This is a genomic window from Pseudescherichia sp. AS216, assembly GCF_037152055.1.
Lineage (GTDB): Bacteria > Pseudomonadota > Gammaproteobacteria > Enterobacterales > Enterobacteriaceae > Pseudescherichia.
In genome coordinates this window covers 133,487-157,630 of record NZ_JBBCMV010000002.1, presented here as the reverse complement: position 1 = coordinate 157,630, position 24,144 = coordinate 133,487, and the positions used below count along the sequence as shown (strand labels likewise).

Annotated in this window: 20 protein-coding genes and 1 pseudogene; 16 read left to right on the top strand and 5 right to left on the bottom strand. The window is 61.5% G+C overall.

Translation table 11 applies throughout. The annotated features are described in order from the left end of the window. Positions 1-3: 3 nt before the first annotated feature. The gene (gene hypA / locus WFN61_RS06310) at positions 4-354 is read right to left on the bottom strand and encodes a hydrogenase maturation nickel metallochaperone HypA (RefSeq protein WP_337038309.1); all 351 of its coding nucleotides are present in this window, start codon (positions 352-354) and stop codon (positions 4-6) included. Positions 355-542: 188 nt separating this feature from the next. On the opposite strand from hypA, the gene hycA reads away from it, so the two are divergent. The 9 genes from hycA to hycI all read left to right on the top strand — a co-directional run bounded on the left by hycA (position 543) and on the right by hycI (position 8,346). After that, the gene (gene hycA, locus WFN61_RS06305) at positions 543-1,010 is read left to right on the top strand and encodes a formate hydrogenlyase regulator HycA (RefSeq protein WP_312235250.1); all 468 of its coding nucleotides are present in this window, start codon (positions 543-545) and stop codon (positions 1,008-1,010) included. An 80-nt stretch (positions 1,011-1,090) separates the two neighbouring features. Then, positions 1,091-1,696, top strand: a complete 606-nt coding sequence (locus WFN61_RS06300; RefSeq protein WP_222888646.1) for a 4Fe-4S dicluster domain-containing protein — start codon at positions 1,091-1,093, stop codon at positions 1,694-1,696. Further along, positions 1,693-3,519 (top strand): formate hydrogenlyase subunit 3, encoded by a 1,827-nt coding sequence (hycC, locus tag WFN61_RS06295; RefSeq protein ID WP_337038307.1) that lies wholly within the window; start codon positions 1,693-1,695, stop codon positions 3,517-3,519. Before WFN61_RS06300 ends, hycC begins: the two co-directional genes overlap by 4 nt. Positions 3,520-3,521: 2 nt before the next feature. Then, entirely contained in the window at positions 3,522-4,445 is a 924-nt protein-coding gene (locus WFN61_RS06290) for a respiratory chain complex I subunit 1 family protein (protein WP_312273156.1), read from the top strand. Positions 4,446-4,462: 17 nt separating this feature from the next. Next, on the top strand, positions 4,463-6,172 hold the full coding sequence (gene hycE / locus WFN61_RS06285) for a formate hydrogenlyase subunit HycE (protein WP_144817825.1): 1,710 nt from the start codon (positions 4,463-4,465) through the stop codon (positions 6,170-6,172). Between the two features lie 9 nt (positions 6,173-6,181). Further along, positions 6,182-6,724 carry a formate hydrogenlyase complex iron-sulfur subunit gene (locus tag WFN61_RS06280; protein ID WP_257758360.1) on the top strand — a complete coding sequence of 181 codons (543 nt, stop codon included), beginning with the start codon at positions 6,182-6,184 and terminating at the stop codon, positions 6,722-6,724. Then, entirely contained in the window at positions 6,724-7,491 is a 768-nt protein-coding gene (locus WFN61_RS06275; protein ID WP_238081166.1) for an NADH-quinone oxidoreductase subunit B family protein, read from the top strand. Before WFN61_RS06280 ends, WFN61_RS06275 begins: the two co-directional genes overlap by 1 nt. Next, positions 7,488-7,898 carry a formate hydrogenlyase maturation HycH family protein gene (locus WFN61_RS06270; protein ID WP_337038305.1) on the top strand — a complete coding sequence of 137 codons (411 nt, stop codon included), beginning with the start codon at positions 7,488-7,490 and terminating at the stop codon, positions 7,896-7,898. Before WFN61_RS06275 ends, WFN61_RS06270 begins: the two co-directional genes overlap by 4 nt. Beyond that, entirely contained in the window at positions 7,891-8,346 is a 456-nt protein-coding gene (hycI, locus tag WFN61_RS06265; RefSeq protein ID WP_337038304.1) for a hydrogenase maturation peptidase HycI, read from the top strand. The genes WFN61_RS06270 and hycI overlap by 8 nt, the downstream gene beginning before the upstream one ends. 78 nt (positions 8,347-8,424) lie before the next feature. Here hycI and WFN61_RS06260 read toward each other — a convergent pair whose 3' ends face one another. Continuing rightward, positions 8,425-9,849, bottom strand: a complete 1,425-nt coding sequence (locus WFN61_RS06260; protein WP_337038302.1) for a 6-phospho-beta-glucosidase — start codon at positions 9,847-9,849, stop codon at positions 8,425-8,427. A gap of 18 nt (positions 9,850-9,867) precedes the next feature. Beyond that, the gene (ascF, locus tag WFN61_RS06255) at positions 9,868-11,316 is read right to left on the bottom strand and encodes a PTS cellobiose/arbutin/salicin transporter subunit IIBC (RefSeq protein WP_144817831.1); all 1,449 of its coding nucleotides are present in this window, start codon (positions 11,314-11,316) and stop codon (positions 9,868-9,870) included. 220 nt (positions 11,317-11,536) lie between these two features. On the opposite strand from ascF, the pseudogene WFN61_RS06250 reads away from it, so the two are divergent. The 5 genes and pseudogenes from WFN61_RS06250 to WFN61_RS06230 all read left to right on the top strand — a co-directional run. Continuing rightward, positions 11,537-12,553: pseudogene (locus WFN61_RS06250) on the top strand (LacI family DNA-binding transcriptional regulator); the annotation flags it as partial. Positions 12,554-12,686: 133 nt separating this feature from the next. Beyond that, positions 12,687-13,232, top strand: coding sequence for an electron transport protein HydN (hydN, locus tag WFN61_RS06245; protein ID WP_312178036.1), 546 nt, complete (start codon positions 12,687-12,689; stop codon positions 13,230-13,232). Between the two features lie 37 nt (positions 13,233-13,269). Continuing rightward, a complete protein-coding gene (fdhF, locus tag WFN61_RS06240; RefSeq protein WP_337038297.1) occupies positions 13,270-15,417 on the top strand; it encodes a formate dehydrogenase subunit alpha in 2,148 nt (715 codons plus the stop codon). Positions 15,418-15,421: 4 nt separating this feature from the next. Further along, positions 15,422-17,644, top strand: a complete 2,223-nt coding sequence (gene hypF, locus WFN61_RS06235) for a carbamoyltransferase HypF (RefSeq protein WP_337038296.1) — start codon at positions 15,422-15,424, stop codon at positions 17,642-17,644. Between the two features lie 15 nt (positions 17,645-17,659). Further along, a complete protein-coding gene (locus tag WFN61_RS06230; RefSeq protein WP_312273149.1) occupies positions 17,660-18,688 on the top strand; it encodes a HoxN/HupN/NixA family nickel/cobalt transporter in 1,029 nt (342 codons plus the stop codon). Here WFN61_RS06230 and norW read toward each other — a convergent pair. Together norW and norV are read right to left on the bottom strand one after the other, a co-directional pair. Further along, on the bottom strand, positions 18,633-19,793 hold the full coding sequence (norW, locus tag WFN61_RS06225) for an NADH:flavorubredoxin reductase NorW (RefSeq protein ID WP_337038291.1): 1,161 nt from the start codon (positions 19,791-19,793) through the stop codon (positions 18,633-18,635). The genes WFN61_RS06230 and norW overlap by 56 nt on opposite strands. Then, positions 19,790-21,232 (bottom strand): anaerobic nitric oxide reductase flavorubredoxin, encoded by a 1,443-nt coding sequence (norV, locus tag WFN61_RS06220; RefSeq protein WP_257758352.1) that lies wholly within the window; start codon positions 21,230-21,232, stop codon positions 19,790-19,792. Before norV ends, norW begins: the two co-directional genes overlap by 4 nt. 189 nt (positions 21,233-21,421) lie before the next feature. Here norV and norR point away from each other — a divergent pair, with 189 nt between their 5' ends. Together norR and mltB are read left to right on the top strand one after the other, a co-directional pair. Next, on the top strand, positions 21,422-22,954 hold the full coding sequence (gene norR / locus WFN61_RS06215; RefSeq protein ID WP_337038289.1) for a nitric oxide reductase transcriptional regulator NorR: 1,533 nt from the start codon (positions 21,422-21,424) through the stop codon (positions 22,952-22,954). Positions 22,955-22,988: 34 nt separating this feature from the next. Beyond that, positions 22,989-24,071, top strand: coding sequence for a lytic murein transglycosylase B (mltB, locus tag WFN61_RS06210; RefSeq protein WP_042387649.1), 1,083 nt, complete (start codon positions 22,989-22,991; stop codon positions 24,069-24,071). The last annotated feature ends 73 nt before the right edge of the window (positions 24,072-24,144 follow it).

Genomic DNA, 24,144 nt, shown 5'->3' with positions numbered 1-24,144 from the left:
AGTCTACTCCTGTTCAATTTCGAGTCGCTGGATCTGCAGGCCGTCGTCGGCCACGATCTGCAACATATTGCTCTGGCACTGGGGACAGCGGCGCACCCGCTGGCTCAGCAGGGGCACATACTGCTGGCAGTTTTCGCACCAGCACTCCGCCTGCTGCTCGTCGAGGTGCAGCGTGCAGCCTTCCGCCACGGTGCCCCGGCATACCAGTTCAAAGCAGAAGGTGAGGGCGCTGCTCTCCACGCAGGAGAACGCCCCTATCTTCAGCCATACGCCGGTCACCCGCCGTGCGCCGTGCGCCGCCGCCTGCTGTTCAATAAGCTCCAGCGCCCGCTGGCATAGGGTAATTTCGTGCATAGGGCCTCCCGTGATCCACTGCGCCGTTAATGCAATAACAGTGCCAGCCAACGAAAACGACGTTACTGACGATGTCGACGCTGACGAAATGACACTGTCTCGCAATTAATTTCATTAAAAATCAATAATTTAAAAAATGGCATGGAAAGTGCTATATGGGCTGGTCACAACTAACCGGGTAACCTGAAATGACCATTTGGGAAATTAGCGAAAAAGCTGACTTCATTGCCGAACGGCACCATCGCCTGCAAGAGGAGTGGCAGGCTTACTGCAACTCGCTGGTTCAGGGCATTACGCTGTCCAAAGCCCACCTGCATCACGGCATGTACTGTGCGCCGGAGCGGGATCTCTGCTTTGTGCTGTTCGAGCACTTCCTTATTACCGTCACCCTGGCGGACGGCTTTAACAGCCATACCATCCACTATCTGGTAGAGAGCAAGAACGGCGGCGAGCAGCTGCTGATTGCCGAGGCCCAGCTGGCGCAGGATGGCCGCATTGATGGCCGGATCAACAACCGCGACCGCGCCGAGGTGCTGGAGCACTACTTAGAGAAGATCGGTCCGGTTTACAACGGCCTGTATGCGGCCATTCAGCAGGACACGCCGGTCGATCTCCGCCAGCTCGTCAACCAATCCGCCCAGGCCTCGGTGGCCTGAATGCCTGCCGTGTCGAGGGGTGTCGAAATGACAGACCGTCGGCACGATTTCGTCAAAAATGACCACCTGAGGAGTGTCCGGTGAATCGTTTTGTTATTGCTGACGCCACGCTCTGTATCGGCTGCCACACCTGTGAAGCGGCCTGCTCAGAGACGCACCGCCAGCACGGGCTGCAATCAATGCCCCGCCTGAGCGTGATGCGCAGCGCGAAAGAGTCTGCCCCGCAGCTTTGTCACCACTGTGAGGATGCGCCCTGCGCCGGGGTTTGCCCGGTGAACGCCATCAATCGCGTAGAGGGGGCGGTACAGCTCAATGAGAGCCTGTGCGTGAGCTGCAAGCTGTGCGCAATCGCCTGTCCTTTCGGCGCGATTGAGATGAGCGGCAGCCGCCCGCTGCATATTCCGGCTAACGCCAATTCACCGAAAGCGCCCCCCGCGCCGCCGGCTCCTGCGCGCGTCAGCTCCCTGCTGGACTGGGTGCCAGGCGTACGCGCCGTGGCGGTGAAGTGCGATCTCTGCGATTTCGATGAGAGCGGACCGGCCTGCATTCGCACCTGCCCAACCGGCGCGCTGCGGATGGTGAATTCGCTGGATATCGCCCGGGCCAGCAAACGCAAGCGCGAGCTGACCCTCAACGGCGACTATGGCGACCTCTCGCTGCTCAACCTGCAAGGAGGCGCGAAATGAGCGCGTTTATGCTGATCGACCTGGCCGTGCTGCTGTTTGTTGCGGCGGCGGTGCTGGCGTTGCTTTTTTCGTTTCATCGCGGCTTAAGCGGCTTGCTGGCCGGCGTTGGCGGAGCGGTGGCCTGCGGGATGGTGATCGACGTGGCTGTCGGACTGTTAACCGGCAGGACGGCAAGCGGCGAGAGCGCCGTGCTTTACCTGCCTCAGCTGATCCGCCTGGCGCCGCTCAACGCCGTCTGGCTACTGGCTATCGCCCTGCCTGGGTTTTTTATCAGCCTGTATAACGTGGCGTGGCACCGACATGCACGGGTGAAGGTTAACGGCCTGCTGGTCAATCTGCTGATGGCGGCGGCGGTCTGCACCCTCGTCGCCAGCGATCTGCTCACCCTGGTGGTGATGGCAGAGATCATGGCGCTGTGCGGCGCGTTTCTTACCGGCTGCGCGCAGTCCGGCAAGCTGTGGTTTACCCTGGGCCGCGTAGGAACGCTGCTGCTGGCCGCCGCCTGCTGGCTGCTGTGGCAGCGTTACGGCACGCTAGAGATCGCGGGTCTCGCGGCGCGCTTCGTTGAAGAGGGGCCGGGGACGGCGGTCTGGCTGCTCTGGCTGGTGGGATTTGGCATGCTGGCGGGAGTTATCCCTCTGCACGGCTGGGTACCCCAGGCGCATGCCGGGGCCGATGCGCCTGCGGCGGCGCTCTTCTCCGGCGTGGTGATGAAGGTCGGGCTGTTTGGCCTCGTTGTCCTGCCGCTGTTGGCCGGGCAGTCCATGCCGCTGTGGTGGTGCCTCGGCCTGCTGCTGCTGGGGGCGGTGACCGCGTTTGTCGGCGGCCTCTACGCCCTGATGGAGCACAACATTCAGCGCCTGCTGGCGTACCACACCCTGGAAAATATCGGCATTATTCTGCTGGGCCTCGGCGCAGGCCTGACTGGGATAGCCCTCGGCCAACCGGCGCTGATTGCGCTGGGACTGGTGGGCGGCCTCTATCACCTGATCAACCACAGCCTGTTTAAGACCCTGCTGCTGCTGGGCGCGGGCAGCGTCTGGTTCACGACCGGCCATCGCGACATTGAGAAGCTTGGCGGCATCGGCAAACGGATGCCGGTTATCTCTCTGATGATGCTGGTCGGGCTGATGGCGATGGCCGGGCTGCCGCCGCTGAACGGCTTTGCCGGTGAGTGGGTGATCTACCAGGGCTTCTTCGCCTTAAGCGGCAGCGATCTCTTTATCGCCCGCCTGCTCGGCCCGCTGCTGGCGGTGGGGCTGGCGATCACCGGCGCGCTGGCGGTGATGTGCATGGCCAAGGTTTACGGCGTCACCTTCCTCGGCGCGCCGCGTACGCCGGAAGCCGCTAACGCCCGCCGCGCGCCGTGGCTGATGACCGCCTCGGTCGTTGGCCTGGCGGTGTGCTGCCTTATCGGTGGCGTGGCCTCGCCGTGGCTGCTGCCGCTGCTCTCCGCCGCGGTGCCGTTACCGCTCGCCACCGCAAGCGTCGTCTCGCAGCCAATGATTACCCTGCTGCTGATTGCCTGCCCGCTGCTGCCGTTCATCATCATGATGCTGTTCAAAGGCCGCCGCCTGCCGTCGCGCTCGCGCGGTACGGCCTGGGCGTGTGGCTACGAGCATGAACAGTCGATGGTTATCACCGCCCACGGCTTCGCGATGCCGGTGAAAGAGGCCTTTGCGCCGGTGCTGGGTCTGCGTAAGCGGCTCAACCCGGTGGCGCTGATGCCGGTCTGGCAGCGTGCTGCCCCGGCGCTGGTTCGCCGTCTGGCGCTGGTCGAGCTGGCGGTGCTGGTGGTTGTTGTTATTTCACGAGGAGCCTGAACATGAGCGTTCTCTATCCGTTACTTCAGGCGCTGGTGCTCTTTGCCTTTGCGCCGCTGCTGGCCGGGATAAGCCGCGTGGCTCGCGCCCGCCTGCATAACCGCCGTGGCCCAGGGGTACTGCAAGAGTACCGGGATCTGATCAAGCTGCTGGGCCGGCAAAGCGTCGCGCCGGCGGATGCCAGCTGGGTATTCCGCCTGATGCCTTTTGTGATGATCGGCGTGATGCTGACCATCGCCACCGCGCTGCCGGTGGTGACCGTTGCTTCTCCGCTGCCGGCGCTGGGGGATCTCATCACCCTGATCTACCTCTTCGCCATTGCCCGCTTCTTCTTTGCCATTGCCGGGCTTGATACCGGCAGCCCCTTTACCGGCCTCGGGGCCAGTCGTGAGGCGATGCTCGGCGTATTAGTAGAGCCGATCCTGCTTCTCGGCCTGTGGGTTGTGGCGCTGGTGGCGGGTTCAACCCATATCAGCACCATGACCGCCACGCTCTGGTCCTGGCCCGTTGAGCGTAGCGTTCCGCTTCTGCTGGCGCTCTGCGCCTGCGCCTTCGCCACCTTTATCGAAATGGGCAAGCTGCCGTTCGATCTCGCCGAGGCCGAGCAGGAGCTGCAGGAGGGCCCGCTTACCGAGTACAGCGGCTGCGGCTTTGCCCTGCTGAAGTGGGGCATCAGCCTCAAGCAGCTGGTGGTATTGCAGCTTTTCGTTGGCCTCTTCCTGCCGTGGGGGCAGATGGTGACCTTTAGCGCAGGCGGCCTGCTGCTGGCGCTGGTGGTGGCCGTCGTCAAGCTGGTGCTGGGCGTGCTGGTGATTGCCCTGTTTGAGAACAGTATGGCGCGGCTGCGCTTCTGCGCGACCTCCCGCGTGACCTGGGCCGGGTTTGGCTTTGCATTTTTAGCCTTCGTCTCCTTGCTGGCGGCGTGATGAAAGAGAGTTTGAACATGTCTGAAGAAAAATTGGGTCAGCACTACCTGGCGGCGCTGCATCAGGCCATTCCCGGCGCGGTGCTGGATGAAGCCTGGCAGACCCGCGATCAGCTGACCATTACCGTGAAGGTGAATGCCCTGCCGGAGGTGGTGGAGTATCTCTACTACCAGCAGGGAGGCTGGCTGTCGGTGCTGTTTGGCAACGACGAGCGCCAGCTCTGCGGCCGCTATGCCGTCTACTACGTGCTGTCGATGGAGCAGGGCACCAAATGCTGGATCACCGTGCGCGTAGAAGTTGACGCCAACACGCTGGAGTTCCCGTCGGTGACGCCGCGCGTGCCTGCCGCTGTCTGGGGCGAGCGTGAGGTGCGCGATATGTACGGCCTGATCCCGGTTGGCCTGCCGGACGAGCGGCGTCTGGTGCTGCCGGATGACTGGCCGGATGAACTCTACCCGCTGCGTAAAGACAGCATGGACTACCGTCAGCGTCCCGCGCCGACCACCGACAGCGAAACCTACGAGTTCATTAACGAGCTGGGTAGCAAAAAGAACAACGTGGTGCCGATTGGCCCGCTGCACGTCACCTCCGATGAACCGGGTCACTTCCGCCTGTTTGTCGATGGGGAGAACATTATCGACGCCGACTACCGCCTCTTCTACGTCCATCGCGGCATGGAGAAGCTGGCGGAGACTCGCATGGGCTACAACGAGGTGACCTTCCTGTCGGATCGCGTCTGCGGCATCTGCGGCTTCGCCCACAGCACCGCGTATACCACCTCAGTAGAGAACGCGATGGGCATCGTGGTGCCGGAACGCGCCCAGATGATCCGCGCCATTCTGCTGGAGGTGGAGCGTCTGCACAGCCACCTGCTGAACCTCGGCCTGGCCTGCCACTTCGTCGGCTTCGACTCCGGCTTTATGCAGTTCTTCCGCGTGCGTGAGACCTCTATGAAGATGGCGGAGATCCTCACCGGGGCACGTAAAACCTACGGTCTGAACCTGATCGGCGGCATTCGTCGCGACATGCTGAAAGAGGACATGATCCAGACCCGTCAGCTTGCCCGCCAGATGCGCCGCGACGTGCAGGAGCTGGTGGACGTCCTGATGAGCACGCCGAATATTGAGCAGCGCACGGTAGGAATTGGCCGTCTCGATCCGCAGATCGCCCGCGACTTTAGCAACGTCGGCCCGATGGTGCGCGCCAGCGGCCACGCCCGGGATACCCGCGCCGATCACCCCTTTGTCGGCTACGGCCTGCTGCCGGTAGAGGTGCACAGCGAGCAGGGCTGCGACGTTATTTCCCGCCTCAAGGTGCGCATTAACGAGGTGCTCACTGCCCTGAATATGATCGAGTTCGGGCTGGATAACCTGCCTGGCGGCCCGCTGATGGTAGAGGGCTTCACCTATATTCCCAACCGCTTTGCTCTTGGCTTTGCCGAAGCGCCGCGCGGGGATGATATCCACTGGAGCATGACCGGGGATAACCAGAAGCTCTACCGCTGGCGCTGCCGGGCGGCGACCTACGCCAACTGGCCGACCCTGCGCTATATGCTGCGCGGCAATACCGTCTCCGACGCGCCGCTGATCATCGGTAGCCTCGACCCCTGCTACTCCTGCACTGACCGCATGACGGTGGTGGACGTGCGTAAGAAGAAGAGCAAGGTCGTGCCGTACAAAGAGCTTGAGCGCTACGGCATTGAGCGTAAAAACTCGCCGCTGAAATAAGGAGTCGTCATGTTTACCTTTATCAAAAAAGTGATCAAGACCGGCACGCCCACCGCGTCCTATCCGCTTGCGCCTATCGAGGTGGATAAACACTTTCGCGGCAAGCCGCAACACGATCCCCGCCAGTGCATTGGCTGTGCGGCCTGCGTCAACGCCTGCCCCTCTAATGCGCTGTCGGTAGAGACCCTGCTGGCAAACAGCAAGCAGGCCTGGCAGTTTAACCTTGGGCGCTGCATCTTCTGCGGGCGCTGCGAGGAGGTCTGCCCCACGGCGGCGATTACGCTCTCTCAGGAGTATGAGCTGGCGGTGTGGAAGAAAGAGGATTTTTTACAGCAGTCGCACTTTGACCTGTGCCACTGCCGCGTTTGCGAGCGGCCTTTTGCGGTGCAGAAAGAGATCGACTACGCCATTGCGCTGCTGGCACATAACGGCGATAGCCGGGCGGAACATCATCGCGAAGGCTTTGAAACCTGTCCAGCCTGCAAGCGGCAGAAGTGCCTGGTGTCGTCCGATCGCATTGAACTTACCCGCCATATGCAGGAGGCCAGCTGATGAGCAATTTACTGGGACCGCGCGACGCCAACGGCATTCCCGTGCCGATGACGGTGGAGGAGTCCATCGCCAGCATGAAAGCTTCGCTGCTGAAAAAGATCAAGCGCTCGGCCTACGTCTACCGCGTCGACTGCGGAGGCTGCAACGGCTGCGAAATTGAGATCTTCGCCACGCTTTCGCCGCTGTTTGACGCCGAACGCTTCGGTATCAAGGTTGTGCCGTCTCCGCGTCACGCTGACATCCTGCTGTTTACCGGGGCGGTAACCCGGGCGATGCGCTCTCCGGCGCTGCGGGCCTGGCAGTCGGCTCCCGATCCAAAAATCTGCATCTCCTACGGGGCATGCGGCAACAGCGGCGGCATCTTCCACGATCTCTACTGCGTCTGGGGCGGCACCGACAAAATCGTTCCGGTGGATGTTTACATTCCCGGCTGCCCGCCGACGCCCGCCGCGACGCTGTACGGCTTTGCCATGGCGCTGGGTCTGCTGGAGCAGAAAATTCATGCCCGTCTGCCGGGGGAAGAGGATAACCAGCCGGCGACGCTGCTGCATGAGGATATCGTTCAGCCCCTGCGGGTGCGCGTCGATCGCGAGGCGCGGCGGCTGGCGGGCTACCGCTACGGACGCGAGATCGCTGACGACTACCTGCGCCTGCGGGCGCTGGGTGAGGGCCAGGTTGCGCGCTGGCTGGCGGCAGAGGACGATCCGCGTCTGAACGAGATCGTGGCGCACCTTAACGCCGTCGTCGACGAGGCGCGGATCTCATGAGTGAATCCGTGGTCTTCAGCCAGCTGAGCCGAAAGTTTATCGATGAGAACGACGCCACGCCCGCCGAGGCGCAGCAGGTGGTTTACTACAGCCTTGCCATTGGTCACCATCTGGGGGTGATTGACTGTCTGGAGGCGGCGCTAACCTGCCCGTGGGACGACTACCTGGCGTGGATCGCCACCCTGGAGGAGGGGAGCAACGCCCGGCGTAAGATGGCGGGGGTGCCGAAGTATGGCGAGATCGTCGTCGACCACTCGCATATCGCAATGCTGGCCGCGGCCTTTGACCGGGCGATGGCGGTCCAGACCCCGCAGCAGCAGACATGGAGCCGCGTGCTGCTCGGCCTGCTGCATGATATTCATCAGGAAAGCGCCATCTATCTGATGGTGAGGAGAGTCCGTGACTGACGTTTTACTCTGCGTAGGCAACAGCATGATGGGCGACGATGGCGCAGGCCCGCTGCTGGCGGAGATGTGTGCCGCCCGGCAGCCGGGCGCGTGGCAGGTGATTGACGGCGGCAGCGCGCCGGAGAATGACGTGGTAGCGATCCGCGAGCTGCGCCCGGATCGGCTGTTGATCGTCGACGCCACCGATATGGGGTTAAATCCCGGCGAGATCCGCATTATCGATCCCGACGACATTGCCGATCTGTTTATGATGACTACCCACAACATGCCGCTGAACTACCTGGTCGATCAGCTCAAAGAGGATGTGGGTGAGGTGATCTTTCTCGGCATCCAGCCGGATATCGTTGGCTTTTATTACCCGATGACCCCGCCGGTAAAAGCGGCGGTGGAAGAGGTTTATTCACGGCTTGCGGAGTGGGCTGGGGAGGGCGGTTTTACTCAACTCTGAGCCGTGCCCGGTGGCGCTGCGCTTACCGGGCCTACAGGATAGTAGGCCGGTGCAAGCGCAGCGCCGCCCGGCGAAAACCTAGTCCAGATCAGCCCCGTTACTGGCGATCACCTTCTTATACCACCAGAACGACTTCTTGCGGACGCGGTCCAGCGTGCCGTTGCCGTGGTCGTCGCGGTCGACGTAGACAAAGCCGTAGCGCTTGCTCATCTCTCCCGTTGAGGCCGCCACCAGATCGATGCAGCCCCATGAGGTGTAGCCAAGCAGGGGAATGCCGTCCGCCACCGCCTCGCCCATGGCACGAATATGCTCCCGCAGGTAGCTGATACGGTAGTCGTCGTTAATCTCACCGGTAGCGTCGAACTCGTCCCGCGCCCCCAGCCCGTTTTCCACCAGGAACAGCGGCTTCTGGTAGCGGTCATACATCATGTTCATGGTGATGCGCAGGCCGAGAGGATCGATGCCCCAGCCCCACTCGCTGGCCTCGATCCAGGGGTTTTTTAGCGATTTAACCACGTTGGCCGCGCTGGTGTTGCCCGCGTTCATCTCCGCCGAGGCGCAGCGGGAGGCGTAGTAGCTGAACGACACAAAATCGACGGTGTGCTTGAGGATCTCATCGTCGCCGGGCAGGATCTCAATGGCAATTCCCTTCTCGCGGAACATGCGCCCCGTCCACGCCGGATAGGCCCCGCGCGCCTGAACATCAATAAAGAACAGGTTTTCCCGATCCTTCTCCAGCGCCGCCCAGACGTCCTCTGGTTTGCAGGAGTAGGGATAGAAGTTGCCGCCCGCCAGCATACAGCCGACCTGGTTGTTTGGGTTCACCTCGTGAGCAATTTGGGTGGCCAGCGCGCTGGCGATCAGCTCGTGATGCGCCGCCTGGTACTTGACCCACTCCGGGTTCTCACCCTCCTCGAAAACCAGCCCCGCGCCCGAGTAGGGGCTGTGCAGCATGATGTTAATTTCATTGAAGGTCAGCCAGTACTTCACCAGCCCGTTGAACGCCTCGAAGCAGGTCCGGGCGTAGCGGGTGAAGAACTCCACCATCTTACGGTTACGCCACGAGCCATACTCGCGCACCAGGTGCAGCGGCACGTCGAAGTGGCACAGGGTCACCAGCGGCTCGATGTTGTACTTTCGACACTCCTCAAACACCGCCTTGTAGAAGGCGATTCCCTCGGGATTGGGCGTCAGCTCGTCGCCGTTGGGGTAGAGGCGCGCCCAGGCGATGGAGGTGCGAAACACGGTGAAGCCCATCTCCGCCATCAGGGCGATATCTTCCTTATAGCGATGATAGAAATCGATCGCCTCATGGCTGGGGTAGAACTCATCGTCGCGCAGGGTAAAGCGCTTCTCCAGGCCGAGCTTAACCGGCAGACGGTTTGCCCCATGCGGAATGGTATCAACGGTGGTCAGCCCCTTGCCGCCTTCGCGATACGCCCCCTCCGACTGGTTGGCGGCCAGTGCGCCGCCCCATAAAAATCCCTCTGGAAATACAGACATAATTGACCTCTTGTTAAATCAGGCTCTGGCCGCTGCCGCTGGCTTTGCCGCCTGCAACGCACGCGCTTTGGCTGCCTCATCCTCGACGGGCAGATCTTCAAAGCCCAGTAGCAGGGTGAGCACAAACGACAGCACCACCGCCAGCGCCATCACGGCAAAGACCCAGACAATGCTCATTGGATTAGCCGGATCGAAAAATTGTACGCTGGTAAAGAGTCCCGGCGCGGCCATCGAGTGGCTGGCAAGCCCGGCGATCCCGGCTACTGCGCCGCAGATAAAGCCGCTGATCAGGCTGGCGACCAGAGGGCGCTTCAGGCGCACTGCCACCCCGTAGAGCGCAGGCTCAGAGATACCCGCCAGAATGGCCGAGGCCGCCGCCGCCAGCGCCGTCTGGCGCAGCTCCGGGTTTTTGGTTTTCCATGCCACCGCCAGCGACGAGCCGCCCAGCGACAGGTTCGCACCAATCTCCGACGGCATCACCATGCCCTCTTTGCCGGTCTCGGCGATGGTCTGGATGATGGTTGGGGTAAAGACGCGGTGCATGCCGGTCATCACCAGCAGCGGCCATAGCGCGCCCATGATCGCTACCGACAGCCAGCCCAGGTAGCTATGAATGGTGTAGACCAGCGCGGAGATGGCGCTGCCGATCCAGATCCCGATCGGCCCGATCAGCAGGATGGCGAGCGGGGCGGCGATCAGTACGATCAGCATCGGCTTAAGGAAGTTTTTCGTCACCGCCGGGGTGATGCGATCCACCCAGCGTTCGATATAGGAGAGGCACCAGGTCATCACCAGCGCCGGGATCACCGTGTAGGTGTACTTCACCGCCGTCACCGGGACCAGGGCGAACTCTACCTGCTGGCCCTGAGCCGCCTTTGCCATCAGCTCGATAAAGCTCGGATGCACCAGCACCCCGGCGATGGCAATCGCCAGCGACATGTTGGTTTTAAACTTCACCGCCGCCGAGGCCGCTACCATCAACGGCAGGAAGAAGAAGGCCCCGTCGCCGATGACGGTGAGGATTGTCAGGGTAGAAGCGCCTTTCTCCAGTACGCCGGTCATCTCCAGGATCATCGCCAGCAGCTTGACCATTGATCCGCCGATGATCGCCGGGATCAGCGGTGACATAGTGCCGATCAGCGCATCGAGAATGCCTGCGCCAATGCGCCGCAGGGTCAGCTTCTGTGGCCCGGTGTCGGCTACCGGCTGCATATCGGCTGGCAGCAGGCGCACCACTTCGGCATAGGCCTGCGACACCGTATTGCCGATGATCACCTGACACTGGCTGTCGCTGCGCACCACGCCCATCACGCCGGGGGTGCTTTTCAGCGTGGCGCTATCGATCTGCGTCTCATCTTTCACCACAAAACGCAGGCGCGTCATGCAGTGGGTGACGGCGGCGATATTGTCCGCCCCGCCCAGCGCGGTGACCACGGTCGTCGCCAGCGCGGCATAGTTTTTGGCCATCGGATTTTTATCCTGTTTTAGTATGGGGTTACGGCTGCACCGCGAGCAGTGAGACGTGATGTAGGAAACCGGTTCCACAAAATCATGCTGAGTTTCATTTTTATATTCAATGATGAATGTTTAGATCCGTGAGGACGATCACCATGATCGCCGCTGGGCAAAGCGCTGCAAATCCGCGTCGGGTGCAGTAAACTGCGGATAGGCAAATGAAAGGAAAGCAAATATGACCACGATGCTGGAGGTAGCGAAGCGGGCAGGGGTGTCGAAGGCGACGGTATCCCGCGTGCTGTCAGGCAACGGCTACGTCAGCCAGGAGACCAGGGAGCGCGTGTTTCAGGCCATTGAGGAGAGCGGCTACCGACCTAACCTGCTGGCGCGTAACCTGTCGGCGAAAACCACTCAAACCCTCGGGCTGGTAGTGACCAACACCCTCTATCACGGGGTCTACTTTAGCGAACTCCTGTTCCATGCGGCGCGGATGACGGAAGATCGCGGCCGCCAGCTGATCCTTGCCGACGGCAAACACAGCGCTGACGAAGAGCGGCAGGCGATCCAGTATCTGCTCGATCTGCGCTGCGATGCGATCGTCATCTACCCGCGTTTTCTTAGCGTTGATGAGATCGACACCATCATCGACGGCCACACCCAGCCCATTATGGTGCTCAACCGACGGCTGCGTAAAAACAGCAGCCACTGCGTTTACTGCGATCAGAAAGGCACCAGCCTGGCGGCGGTGGAGACGCTGCTGGCCCAGGGGCATCGTGATATCGCTTTTATTACCGGCTCTCTCGACTCGCCCACCGGCAAAGAGCGTCTCTCTGGCTATAGAGAGGCGCTGGAGCGGCACGGCGTAGCGGTGCGTAACGAGCTGATAGTAGAGGGGAAGTGGACGCCCGCCAGCGGCTCGGCAGGAGTGGTGACGCTGCTGGAGCGCGGGGTGTGCTTCAGCGCGCTGGTGGCCAGCAATGATGACATGGCCATTGGGGCCATTAGCCAGCTGCACGGCAGCGGCATTGCCGTCCCGGAGCAGGTCTCGGTGATTGGCTTCGATGACATTGCTCTCGCCCCCTATACCGTCCCGCCGTTGGCCAGCGTCAAAATCCCGGTGACGGAGATGATCAAAGAGACCATCAACCGCCTTATTTTTATGCTCGACGGAGGCGCGTTTACTCCCCAGCCAGCCTTTACCGGAGAGCTGATCCTGCGCGGCTCCGTTAGCCGCGGCCCGCACGTCTGACGTCGACAGCTGTCATCGTCACAAGTGTCGATGACACTATTTCCTTGTTTTAATATCCATATAAATCAATGAAATAAACTCTGGCACGATTCGTGAATACTCCGGCACACTACCGTTAATGCTGGAGAATTTGATGAACCGTTTCATCATGGCCGACGCCAGTAAATGTATTGGCTGCCGTACCTGTGAAGTTGCCTGCGTGGTTTCCCATCAGGCGCAACAGGATTGTGCCTCTTTAACCCCCGACACTTTTCTGCCGCGTATTCACGTTATTAAAGGCGTGAACGTCTCTACCGCTACCCTTTGCCGTCAGTGCGAGGACGCCCCGTGCGCCAACGTCTGCCCCAACGGCGCCATCAGCCGGGATAAAGGCTTTGTTAACGTGATGCAGGAGCGCTGCATCGGGTGCAAAACCTGCGTCGTCGCCTGCCCCTATGGCGCAATGGAGGTCGTTGTGCGCCCGGTGATCCGCAACAGCGGCGCGGGTTTGAACGTGCGGGCGGAGAAAGCCGAAGCCAACAAGTGCGACCTCTGCCACACCCGTGAGGCGGGCCCCGCCTGCATGGCGGTCTGCCCCACCGAGGCGCTGGTCTGCGTTGACAGGGCACGTCTGGAGCAGCTCAGCGCCGAGAAACGCCGCCGTGCGGCACTCGACACCGCCGCCTCATTTCTCTTTTAACTGAACAGCATTTCAACTTTTAACAGGTCTGTTACTGATGAAAAAAATTACGAGCGTTTGTCCCTACTGCGGCGCAGGCTGCAAACTGAAGCTGGTAGTGGATAACAACAAAATTATTCGTGCCGAAGCGGCGGAAGGGGTCACTAACCAGAATCAGCTCTGCCTGAAAGGCTACTACGGCTGGGATTTCCTTAACGATACGAAACTCCTGACGCCGCGCCTGACCCAGCCGATGATCCGCTACCAGAAAGGCGGCAAGCTAACGCCCGTAAGCTGGGATGAAGCCATTCGCTACACCGCAAAACGGCTGGGGGAGATCAAGGCCCAGTATGGCGGCCGGGCAATCATGACCACTGGCTCCTCACGCGGGACCGGTAACGAAACCAACTACGTGATGCAGAAATTTGCCCGTGGCGTGCTGCACACCAACAACGTCGACTGCTGCGCCAGGGTCTGCCACGGCCCGTCGGTAGCGGGCCTGCAGGAGGCGCTCGGCAACGGCGCGATGAGCAACTCCATCGGCGATATTGAGCACTCCCGCTGCCTGCTGGTGTTCGGCTACAACTGCGCCGACTCGCATCCGATCGTTGCCCGCCGGGTGATCAAGGCCAAACAGAACGGGGCGAAGATCATCGTCTGCGATCCGCGACGGATCGAAACCGCGCGCATTGCCGATCAGCATCTGCAGATCAACAACGGCTGCAATATGGCGCTGGTCAACGCCTTTGGCTACGTGCTGCTGGAGGAGGAGCTGTACGACAGGGAGTACGTAGCCAGCTTTACCAGCGGCCTCGATGCCTATCGCGAGGTGGTTAAGGATTATGCTCCCGAAGCGGTTGAGCATCTGACCGGCGTCAGCGCCCAGCAGATCCGCCAGGCGATGCGCACCTACGCCGCAGCCCCGTCGGCCACCATTATGTGGGGGATGGGCGTAACCCAGTTCGGCCAGGCGGTGGACGTGGTGAAAGGTCTGGCAAGCCTGGCGCTGCTCACCGGCAACCTTGGCCGGGAGCACGTCGGCGTTGGGCCGGTACGCGGGCAGAACAACGTCCAGGGGGCGTGCGATATGGGGGTGATCCCCAACCAGTTCCCTGGCTACCAGGACGTGGTGGATCCGGCCGTGCGGGAGAAATTCGCCAAAGCCTGGGGGATTAACGCTGCGGATATGGATGACCAGGTCGGGGTACGCATTACCGAAGTCCCGCACCTGGCGCTGGAGGGCAAGGTCAAAGCCTACTACATCATGGGTGAGGATCCGCTCCAGACCGAAGCCGACCTGGGCCTGGTCCGCAAGGGCTTCGAGGCCCTCGACTTCGTGGTGGTGCAGGATATCTTTATGACCAAAACCGCCGAGCAGGCGGATGTCCTGCTGCCCGCAACCTCATGGGGCGAACACGGGGGCGTCTTCACCTGCGCCGATCGCGGCTTCCAGCGTTTCGAGAAAGCGGTAGAGGCGCAGTACAACGTCAAGCGCGACTGGGAGATTATCAGCCTGATCGCCACCGAGATGGGCTACCCGATGCACTACGACAGCAACCAGCAGATCTGGGACGAGCTGCGTGAGCTGTGCCCACTCTTCTACGGCGTCACCTACGAGAAGATGGGCGATATGGGACACGTGCAGTGGCCCTGTCCGACGCTGGATCATCCGGGAACGCCCTATCTTTACCAGGGCAACAAGTTCGATACCCCGGATGGCAAAGGGCACCTGTTTGCCGCGCAGTGGCGTGCGCCCGCCGAAGTGCCCGATGCCGACTTCCCGCTGGTGCTTTGCACCGTGCGTGAGGTGGGGCACTACTCCTGCCGCTCAATGACCGGTAACTGCGCGGCGCTGCAAACCCTCGCCGACGAGCCGGGCTTTGTGCAGATCAACCCGGAGGATTCGCAGGCGCTTGGCATTCGTGACCGGCAGCTGGTGTGGGTTGAGTCCCGGCGCGGGAAAGTGATCAGCCGTGCCGACGTTAACGAGCGCATTAATCGCGGCAGCGTCTACATGACCTATCAGTGGTGGATCGGGGCCTGCAACGAGCTGACCCAGGACAACCTTGACCCGGTTTCCAAAACGCCGGAAACCAAGTACTGCGCGGTGAAGGTCAGCGCCATTGCCGATCAGCCCTGGGCGGAAAACTATACCCAGACCACCTATCAGGCGATGAAAACCCGCCTGCGCGACGCGGCAGTGTAAAGGCATGAGCGATAGCGGCGTCCTTATCCGCGTGCGGGGCAAAGTTCAGGGGGTGGGCTTCCGCCCCTTTGTCTGGCAGCTGGCGCAGCGGCTCCAGCGTACCGGCGACGTCTGCAACGACGGGCAGGGCGTGGTGGTGCGGCTCTGGGGAGAGGAGGCCGGGTTTATGGCGCAAATGCGGCAGGCCTGCCCGCCGCTGGCGCGCATCGACCAGACTGAGGCCGTGCCGTTTCACTGGCCGCAGCCTCCTGTGGCGTTCACTATTCTGCCCAGCGCGGCAGGCGGCATGGATACCCAGATCGTGCCGGATGCGGCAACCTGTCCGGCCTGCCTGGCAGAGATGAACGATCCCACCGATCGCCGCTATCGCTACCCCTTCGTCAACTGCACCCACTGCGGGCCGCGCTTCACCATTATCCGCGCTATGCCCTATGACCGCCCGCAGACCGCAATGGCGGCGTTTCCGCTCTGTGCGGCCTGCGAGGCGGAGTATCGCAACCCGGCGGATCGCCGCTTTCACGCCCAGCCGGTAGCCTGCCCGGAGTGTGGCCCGCAGCTGGCATGGCAAGCAGCGGGCGAGACGCTGGCAGGAGAGGCGGCGTTGGCGGCGGCAGTGACGGCGCTGGATGCTGGCGGCATCGTGGCGGTGAAGGGCCTCGGCGGCTTTCATCTCGCCTGCGACGCGCTTAACCCGCAGGCGGTAGCGCGTCTGCGTCTGCGTAAGCGGCGTCCGGGCAAGCCATTGGCGGTGATGATTGCTGATGCAGAGAGGTTGCCAGAGCAGGTCCGCGCGGCGCTGGAGACCCCGGCCGCGCCGGTGGTGCTGGTGGATAAAACCCTGCTGCCTGCGCTGGACGCGGCTATTGCCCCATGGCTTAACGAGGTGGGCGTGATGCTGCCCGCCAATCCTCTCCAGCATCTGCTGATGCAGCACCTTAACCGCCCGCTGGTGATGACCTCCGGCAACCTCAGCGGTCAACCGCCCGCGTTGACTAACCACGAGGCGCTGCGGGATCTTGCCGCCATCGCCGACGGTTTTCTGCTGCATAACCGCGATATCGTCCAGCGGATGGACGACTCGGTGATGCGGGCCGATGGGGAGATGCTCCGCCGCTCGCGTGGGTTTGTGCCAGACGCCTTGCCGCTGCCGCCGGGCTTTAGCGACGTGCCGCCGCTGCTCTGCATGGGCGCGGATATGAAGAATACCTTCTGCCTGGTGCGCGGCGGGCAGGCGGTGATGAGCCAGCACTTCGGCGATCTCGGCGACGAGGGCGTCGAGGCGCAGTGGCGACAGGCGCTGGATCTGATGCAGTCCATCTATCACTTCTCTCCTCGTCAGATTGTTTGCGATGCCCATCCGGGGTATCGCTCCAGCCAGTGGGCAGAGGCGAGCGGGCTGCCGATCACGCGGGTGCTGCATCACCACGCCCATGCGGCGGCCTGCCTGGCCGAACACGGCTGGCCGCTGGCGGGCGGGGACGCTATCGCCCTGACCCTGGACGGGATCGGCATGGGCGCTGACGGTGCGCTGTGGGGCGGAGAGTGCCTGCGGGTGAACTACCGCGAGTGCGAATGGCTGGGCGGTCTGCCCGCCGTGGCGCTCCCCGGCGGCGATCTGGCCGCGCGGCAGCCCTGGCGAAACCTGCTGGCGCACTGCCTGGCGTTTGTTCCTGATTGGCAGAGCTATGCTGAAACCCAACCGGTGCAGGCGCAAAGCTGGCCGCCGCTGGCGCGGGCGATTACGCGCGGTATTAATGCGCCGCTGGCCTCCTCCTGCGGGCGTCTGTTTGATGCGGTGGCCTGTGCGCTGGGGTGCGCCCCGGAGACCCTAAGCTACGAGGGGGAAGCGGCCTGTCGACTCGAGACGCTGGCCGCACGCTGCCCTGGCGTGGCACATCCGCTTACTCTGCCGCTGCACGAGGGCAGGCTCGATCTGGCGCGCTTCTGGCCGCAACTCCTTGACTGGCAGGCGGAACCGCAGGCGCGGGCGTGGGCTTTTCACGACGCGCTGGCGCACGGCCTGGCAGAGCTGATGAGCCACCATGCCGACGCCCACGGGATCCGCACGCTCTGCTTTAGCGGCGGAGCGATCCATAACCGGCTCCTGCGCGCCCGCCTGAACGTCTATCTGCACGATTTTACGCTGCTGTTTCCCCGCAGGCTCCCTGCGGGTGATGGGGCAATTGCCTTTGGGCAGGCGGCCATCGCCGCCGCCAGACTCTTATAAATAAGGAACCTGATAATGTTGATGCGAATGTTACGCAGTGAGCCGCGCGCGGCGCTGCTGATGCTGGGGCTGACTATGGCTAATCTGCTGGCCTGGGGCTGGGCGTGGCACGCCTTTGCCAGCAGCCCGGCGCTGATGGCCGCCAGCCTGCTGGCCTGGGGCTATGGGCTGCGCCACGCGGTCGATGCGGATCACATCGCCGCCATTGATAACGTGACGCGCAAAATGATGCAGCAGGGCAAACGCCCGTTTGGCGTCGGGGCCTGGTTCTCGCTGGGGCACTCCAGCATCGTGGTGCTCGCCTCTGTGGCCATTGCCGCCACGGCAGCAGCGTTTCAGCACCGGATGGCGTGGTTTCATGAAACCGGCGGCATGATTGGCACGGCGGTATCGGCCATCTTTCTGCTGGCAATGGCGCTGGTGAACCTGGTGATTTTGCGCGGCGTATGGCGCAGCTTCCAGGCTCTGAAGCAGGGTAAGCCGGTGGAGGCCGAAAGCGCCACGCCGGGTGGGGTGATGCACTGGCTGTTTAGCGCTGCCTTTCGCCTGGTGGGCAGGAGCTGGCACATGTATCTGGTGGGCTTTCTCTTTGGCCTGGGCTTCGATACCGCAACGGAGATTGGCGTGCTGGGGATCTCTGCCGCCAGCGCCTCTAACGGTATCTCTATCTGGTCGATTATGGTCTTCCCGGCGCTGTTTGCCAGCGGCATGGCGCTGGTGGATTCGTTGGATAACCTGCTGATGGTCAACGCCTACGGCTGGGCCTTCGCTAAACCCCAGCGCAAGCTCTACTACAACATGACCATCACCGGTACGTCAGTGGTGGTGGCGCTGTTTATCGGCGGGCTGGAAGCGCTGGGGCTGCTGGCGGATAAATTTGCCCTGAGCGGCGGCGTGTGGAACGCCATCGCCACGCTGAACGATAACCTCGGCGACGCTGGTTTTATCGTGGTGGCGATTTTTATCCTTTGCTGGCTAGCCTCGATTGTTAACTACCGGGTCCGGGGTTATGACTCGCTGGTGGGAGCTGCTTCAGCAGAGTAAACGCCTCTTTCATGCGATCCTCGCTAATCGCAAAGGCGCAGAGCTGATCGCCTTCATCAAACCCCTGAGCGACCATCCCCGCTGCGCTGGTCTCTATCTGCCAGCGCAGATCGCGCCGCCCGGTCTCGCCCGCCAGCTGTAAGGGCAGCGCAGGGGTTTTGACCTTTACCAGCATCGCGGGCAGCTTAAGCGGAACGCGGGCACCGAGCAGGTTTTTCGCCAGGTACATGGCGCTCAGCTGAATCGGCTGGAGAAACGGCAGCACGTCGCCGTTGATCTCCGCACAGTCGCCAAGCGCATAGATATCTGCCTGCGTAGTTTGCAGGTAGCTGTCGACCTTCACCCCGCGATGCGTTTCTGCGCCGGCGCGCTGCGCCAGCGCGGTTTCCGCCCGCAGACCGGTGGCAGCCACCACGGCATCTACCTCCACGCTGCGGCTGCGATCCAGCTGAACGCGGATACCGTCAGAGGTTTTCTCCAGCCGTTGCAGCTGCGACTTCAGCAGCAGCTGCACGCCCATATCGGTCAGGCAGTGCTGTAAGCGACCGCTTACTTCGGGCGGCATCAGCATAGGCAGAATGCTGGCAGCCTGATCAATGAGGGTAACCACTTTTCCGGCGCGGCAAAAATCCATCGCCAGCTCGGTGCCAATCAGACCACTGCCGACAATCATTACCCGCTGCGCGTCGCGAAGCGCGGTTTCACAGGCGCGATACTCCCGCTGGCTGTTGAGAGTAAGCATCAGCTCGCGCCCCTCAACCGGCGGCACAAAGGCGGATGCACCTGTCGCCAGCACCAGCTTATCGTACTGCCAGGATTGTTGACCCGCTTTCACCACGTGCGCGGCGGCGTCAATATCGGTCACCCAGGTCCAGGGAAATAGCCGCAGGTTAAACTGTTCGGCAAACTCCCCCGCCGTCTGGCGGGTGAGGTCGTCTGCACGCTGGCTCTGGCTGATAACGTGGCTTAAGTCCGGCTTGTTGTATTCATCGATGCTATCGGCTGCAATCAGCTTCAGCGGTACGTTCGCATCAAGCTTGCGGATATTTTTCACCAGCTGGCGGGCGGCAAAGCCCGAGCCAATAATCACGATACCGTGGTTCATTTAACCTCCGTAGCCAGCTCATCAAAGACCTCTTTACCCAGGGAGCACTCCGGACAGAGGAAGTTGTCCGGCACGTCGCACCACGGCGTCCCAGGAGCGACCTCCTGCATCGGCTCGCCTTTAGCCGGATCGTAGATCCACTGGCAGACGCTGCACTGCATGCTCGGCCCCAGATCGGCAGCGGTTGCACAGGAGCTGGCGTCCGGCGTCTTGAAGGATGCGGGTGCAGCGACAGGTAATGGAGTAAGTGCCCACTGACGTGCAATATCGCGGCCGTGCTGACGGCAAATTTCAAGGGCATCAATGTCCGGACGCCATTTCGCCTTCAGGCTCAGGGACATCTCAAAACCGGCATCCTGAAGACGCGTAGAGAGGCGGTCTACCGCGCCGCCGCTCCAGCCGTGGGAGCCAAAGGCGCTGGCGCGTTTGTTGCGGAAGCGCAGGCCGGTCATCTCCTCTACCAGACCGGCAATTTTCGGCATCATCACGTTGTTCATGGTGGAGGTTCCCACCAGCACGCCTTTGGAGCGGAAGACGTTGGTTAATACCTCGTTCTTATCGCTGCGCGCCACGTTGAAGATTTTTACCGCCACGTTGGGGTCGACTTCGTTGATCCCCTGGGCAATGGCGTCTGCCATCATGCGGGTGTTATTGGACATGGTGTCGTAGAAGAGAGTGATGCGATCCTCCTGATAGTCCGCCGCCCACTTCAGATACAGCTCAACGATTTGGGTCGGGTTTTCACGCCAGACCACGCCGTGAGAGGTCGCAATCATATCCACCGGCAGGTTGAAGCCGAGGATCTCGGTGATTTTTGGTGTCACCAGGCGGCTGAATGGGGTCAGGATATTGGCGTAGTAGCGCTGGCACTGCTCAAACAGCTCGTTCTGATCGACTTCATCATTAAACAGGCGTTCATCGCAGTAGTGCTGACCGAAGGCGTCGTTGCTGAACAGCACCGCGTCACCGGTCATGTAGGTCATCATGCTGTCCGGCCAGTGCAGCATTGGGGTTTCAACAAAGATCAGCTGTTTGCCGTTGCCGATATCTAAGCTATCGCCGGTCTTCACGGTATGGAAGTTCCACTCCGGATGGTGATGGTGACCGTTAATAGAGTCGATGGCGTTGGTAGTGCAGTAGATCGGCGTATTCGGGATGTGGGACATCAGCTCGGTCAGCGCACCCGCGTGGTCCTCTTCGGCATGGTTAATAATGATGTAATCAATAGCGTTAAGGTCGATCTCGCTGCGCAGGTTCTGCACGAACTCGCGGCTGAATTTATGATCGACGGTATCGATCAGCACGTTTTTGCCTTCGCGAATGAGATAGCTGTTATAGCTGCTGCCGCGCAGCGTTTTATATTCGGTCCCATGGAAATCGCGAACTTCCCAGTCACGTTGACCAACCCAATGAATGTTATTTTTAACCAGAATAGACATAGCAACCTCAATTTCAATTCAGCATGTTTGACTCAGATGCTTTGTCTATATCAAGTTGCATGCCAACTTTTTAACTAGCTGAAATTAAATGATTTATTAATGAGATAACTCCAGATGGGTAGTCACTTTGACTATCATCACTATTGTCAATATGACACTATGTATTGTCAAAGTGACAGCGAGGTAACGATGAGTTTTTCAGTTGAGGTATTAGCCGGGATCGCCATTGAGTTACAAAGCGGCATCGGCCATCAGGATCGCTTTCAGCGGCTGATCGCCACCCTGCGTCAGGTCTTAGGCTGCGACGCCTCGGCGCTGCTGCGCTACAGCGCGCGGGAGTTTATTCCCTTAGCTATCGACGGCCTCGCGCCAGACGTGCTGGGGCGGCGTTTTACCCTTGAAGGGCACCCCCGGCTGGAGGCCATCGCCAGGGCAGGGGACGTGGTGCGTTTCCCGGCCGACAGCGATCTGCCCGATCCCTATGACGGACTTATTCCGGGCCAGGAGGAGCTGAAAGTGCACGCCTGCATCGGCCTGCCGTTGTTTGCCGGGCAGCATCTGATTGGTGCCCTGACCCTTGACGGCATGTCGCCAGATCGCTTCGATAACTTCAGCGATGAGGAGCTACGGCTGATTGCCGCTCTGGCGGCGGGGGCACTCAATAACGCCCTGCTGATTGAGCAGCTGGAGAGCCAGAATATGCTCCCGGGCGCGCCTGCGATCTTCGAGCCGGTGACCACCACCCGGATGATCGGCCTGTCGCCGGGCATGACGCAGCTGAAAAAAGAGATCGATATTGTTGCCGCCTCGGATTTGAACGTGCTGATTAGCGGCGAGACCGGCACCGGCAAAGAGCTGGTGGCGAAAGCCATTCATGAAGGCTCTCCGCGTGCAGACCAGCCGCTGGTCTATCTTAACTGCGCGGCGCTGCCGGAGAGCGTGGCGGAGAGCGAGCTGTTTGGTCACGTCAAAGGGGCGTTTACCGGTGCGATCAGCAACCGCAGCGGCAAGTTTGAGATGGCGGATAACGGCACGCTGTTCCTTGATGAGATTGGCGAGCTGTCGCTGGCGCTCCAGGCTAAGCTGCTGCGCGTGTTGCAGTATGGCGATATTCAGCGCGTCGGGGACGATCGCAGCCTGCGGGTAGACGTCCGGGTGCTGGCGGCTACCAACCGCGATCTGCGGGAAGAGGTGCTGGCCGGACGCTTTCGCGCCGATCTCTTCCACCGCCTGAGCGTCTTTCCGCTGGCGGTGCCGCCGCTGCGCGAGCGCGGTGAGGACGTGGTGCTGCTGGCGGGGTACTTCTGCGAGCAGTGCCGACAGCGCTTTGGCCTCGCACAGGTGCTATTAAGCAGCGGAGCGCGTTCGCAGCTGCTACAGTATGGCTGGCCGGGCAACGTGCGCGAGCTTGAGCACGCCATCCACCGTGCCGTAGTGCTGGCCCGTGCCGCACGGGCAGGGGAGGACGTCACGCTGGAGGCGCAGCATTTTGCCTTTGCCGACGCGCCTCTGCCGCAGATACCGGACGCCGCACCCTCCGTACCGGGCAGAAACCTGCGCGAGGCGACGGAGGATTTTCAGCGCCAGACTATCCGCCAGGCGCTGGCGCAGCATCACCAGAGCTGGGCCGCCTGTGCCAGGGCGCTGGAGATGGACGTTGCCAACCTGCACCGGCTGGCGAAGCGGCTGGGCTTGAAAGGCCAGCCAGATGATTTACCATGATTCTCTCAGGTCGATTTTGTATTAGGGACAACCCATGTTTAAGCGTCGTTATATCACTCTTCTTCCCGCGCTTGTTTTGCTCTCTGCCTGCAGCAGCAAACCCAAAACGCCTGAAGCGCCTCCGGCTACCACCGGTACGCCATCCGGCGGCTTCCTGCTTCAACCCCAGCATGATGTCATCATGTCAGGCGGTGACTTTGCCAATAACCCGGCGGCAGAGCAGTTCATAAATAAAATGGTCAGTAAGCATGGTTTCGATCCCCAGCAGCTGCGTGAAATTTTATCCCAGGCGAAGCGTCTTGATTACGTCCTGCGCCTGATGGATCGCCAGGCGCCTACTGGCCCAGCCCCGGTTGGTCCGAACGGCGCATGGCTGCGCTACAAGAAGCAGTTTATTACCCCGGACAACGTGCAGAACGGTGTCGCGTTCTGGAACCAGTATGAAGACGCCCTCAACCGCGCCTGGCAGGTCTACGGCGTGCCGCCGGAGATTATCGTGGGCATTATCGGGGTTGAGACCCGCTGGGGCCGCGTGATGGGTAAAACGCGTATTCTCGACGCGCTGGCGACCCTGTCATTTAACTACCCGCGCCGAGCCGAGTACTTCTCCAGCGAACTGGAGACCTTCCTGCTGATGGCCCGTGACGAGCAGGACGATCCGCTGGAGCTGAAAGGCTCCTTTGCCGGGGCGATGGGCTACGGTCAGTTTATGCCCTCATCCTATAAAAAGCTGGCGGTCGACTTTAACGGCGACGGTCACATTAACCTGTGGGATCCGGTTGACGCCATTGGCAGCGTAGCGAACTACTTTAAAGCCAATGGCTGGGTGAAGGGCGATCCGGTTGCTATTCCGGCTAACGGCCAGGCACCGGGGCTGGCAAACGGCTTTAAAACCAAATACAGCGTCTCGCAGCTGGCGGCCGCTGGCCTGACGCCGCAGCAGCCGGTGGGTAACCATCAGCAGGTGAGTCTGCTGCGCCTCGACGTCGGCACCGGGTACGAATACTGGTACGGCCTGCCGAACTTCTACACCATCACCCGCTATAACGCGAGTACCCACTACGCGATGGCGGTCTGGCAGCTGGGCCAGGCGGTATCACTGGCCCGCGTACAGTAGCGCTTACTCAGGATCCAGGGCCAGCGCACGCTGGCCTTTTTTCTGAATCGCCCTCGTAAAATCCTGCCTTCGC

Bases quoted from the DNA above. Each gene is read 5' to 3' on its own strand.
- hypA (WP_337038309.1), bottom strand. From the start codon at position 354: ATGCACGAAATTACCCTATGCCAGCGGGCGCTGGAGCTTATTGAACAG.
- hycA (WP_312235250.1), top strand. From the start codon at position 543: ATGACCATTTGGGAAATTAGCGAAAAAGCTGACTTCATTGCCGAACGG.
- hycC (WP_337038307.1), top strand. From the start codon at position 1,693: ATGAGCGCGTTTATGCTGATCGACCTGGCCGTGCTGCTGTTTGTTGCG.
- WFN61_RS06290 (WP_312273156.1), top strand. From the start codon at position 3,522: ATGAGCGTTCTCTATCCGTTACTTCAGGCGCTGGTGCTCTTTGCCTTT.
- hycE (WP_144817825.1), top strand. From the start codon at position 4,463: ATGTCTGAAGAAAAATTGGGTCAGCACTACCTGGCGGCGCTGCATCAG.
- WFN61_RS06280 (WP_257758360.1), top strand. From the start codon at position 6,182: ATGTTTACCTTTATCAAAAAAGTGATCAAGACCGGCACGCCCACCGCG.
- WFN61_RS06275 (WP_238081166.1), top strand. From the start codon at position 6,724: ATGAGCAATTTACTGGGACCGCGCGACGCCAACGGCATTCCCGTGCCG.
- WFN61_RS06270 (WP_337038305.1), top strand. From the start codon at position 7,488: ATGAGTGAATCCGTGGTCTTCAGCCAGCTGAGCCGAAAGTTTATCGAT.
- WFN61_RS06260 (WP_337038302.1), bottom strand. From the start codon at position 9,849: ATGTCTGTATTTCCAGAGGGATTTTTATGGGGCGGCGCACTGGCCGCC.
- ascF (WP_144817831.1), bottom strand. From the start codon at position 11,316: ATGGCCAAAAACTATGCCGCGCTGGCGACGACCGTGGTCACCGCGCTG.
- hydN (WP_312178036.1), top strand. From the start codon at position 12,687: ATGAACCGTTTCATCATGGCCGACGCCAGTAAATGTATTGGCTGCCGT.
- fdhF (WP_337038297.1), top strand. From the start codon at position 13,270: ATGAAAAAAATTACGAGCGTTTGTCCCTACTGCGGCGCAGGCTGCAAA.
- hypF (WP_337038296.1), top strand. From the start codon at position 15,422: ATGAGCGATAGCGGCGTCCTTATCCGCGTGCGGGGCAAAGTTCAGGGG.
- WFN61_RS06230 (WP_312273149.1), top strand. From the start codon at position 17,660: ATGTTGATGCGAATGTTACGCAGTGAGCCGCGCGCGGCGCTGCTGATG.
- norW (WP_337038291.1), bottom strand. From the start codon at position 19,793: ATGAACCACGGTATCGTGATTATTGGCTCGGGCTTTGCCGCCCGCCAG.
- norV (WP_257758352.1), bottom strand. From the start codon at position 21,232: ATGTCTATTCTGGTTAAAAATAACATTCATTGGGTTGGTCAACGTGAC.
- norR (WP_337038289.1), top strand. From the start codon at position 21,422: ATGAGTTTTTCAGTTGAGGTATTAGCCGGGATCGCCATTGAGTTACAA.
- mltB (WP_042387649.1), top strand. From the start codon at position 22,989: ATGTTTAAGCGTCGTTATATCACTCTTCTTCCCGCGCTTGTTTTGCTC.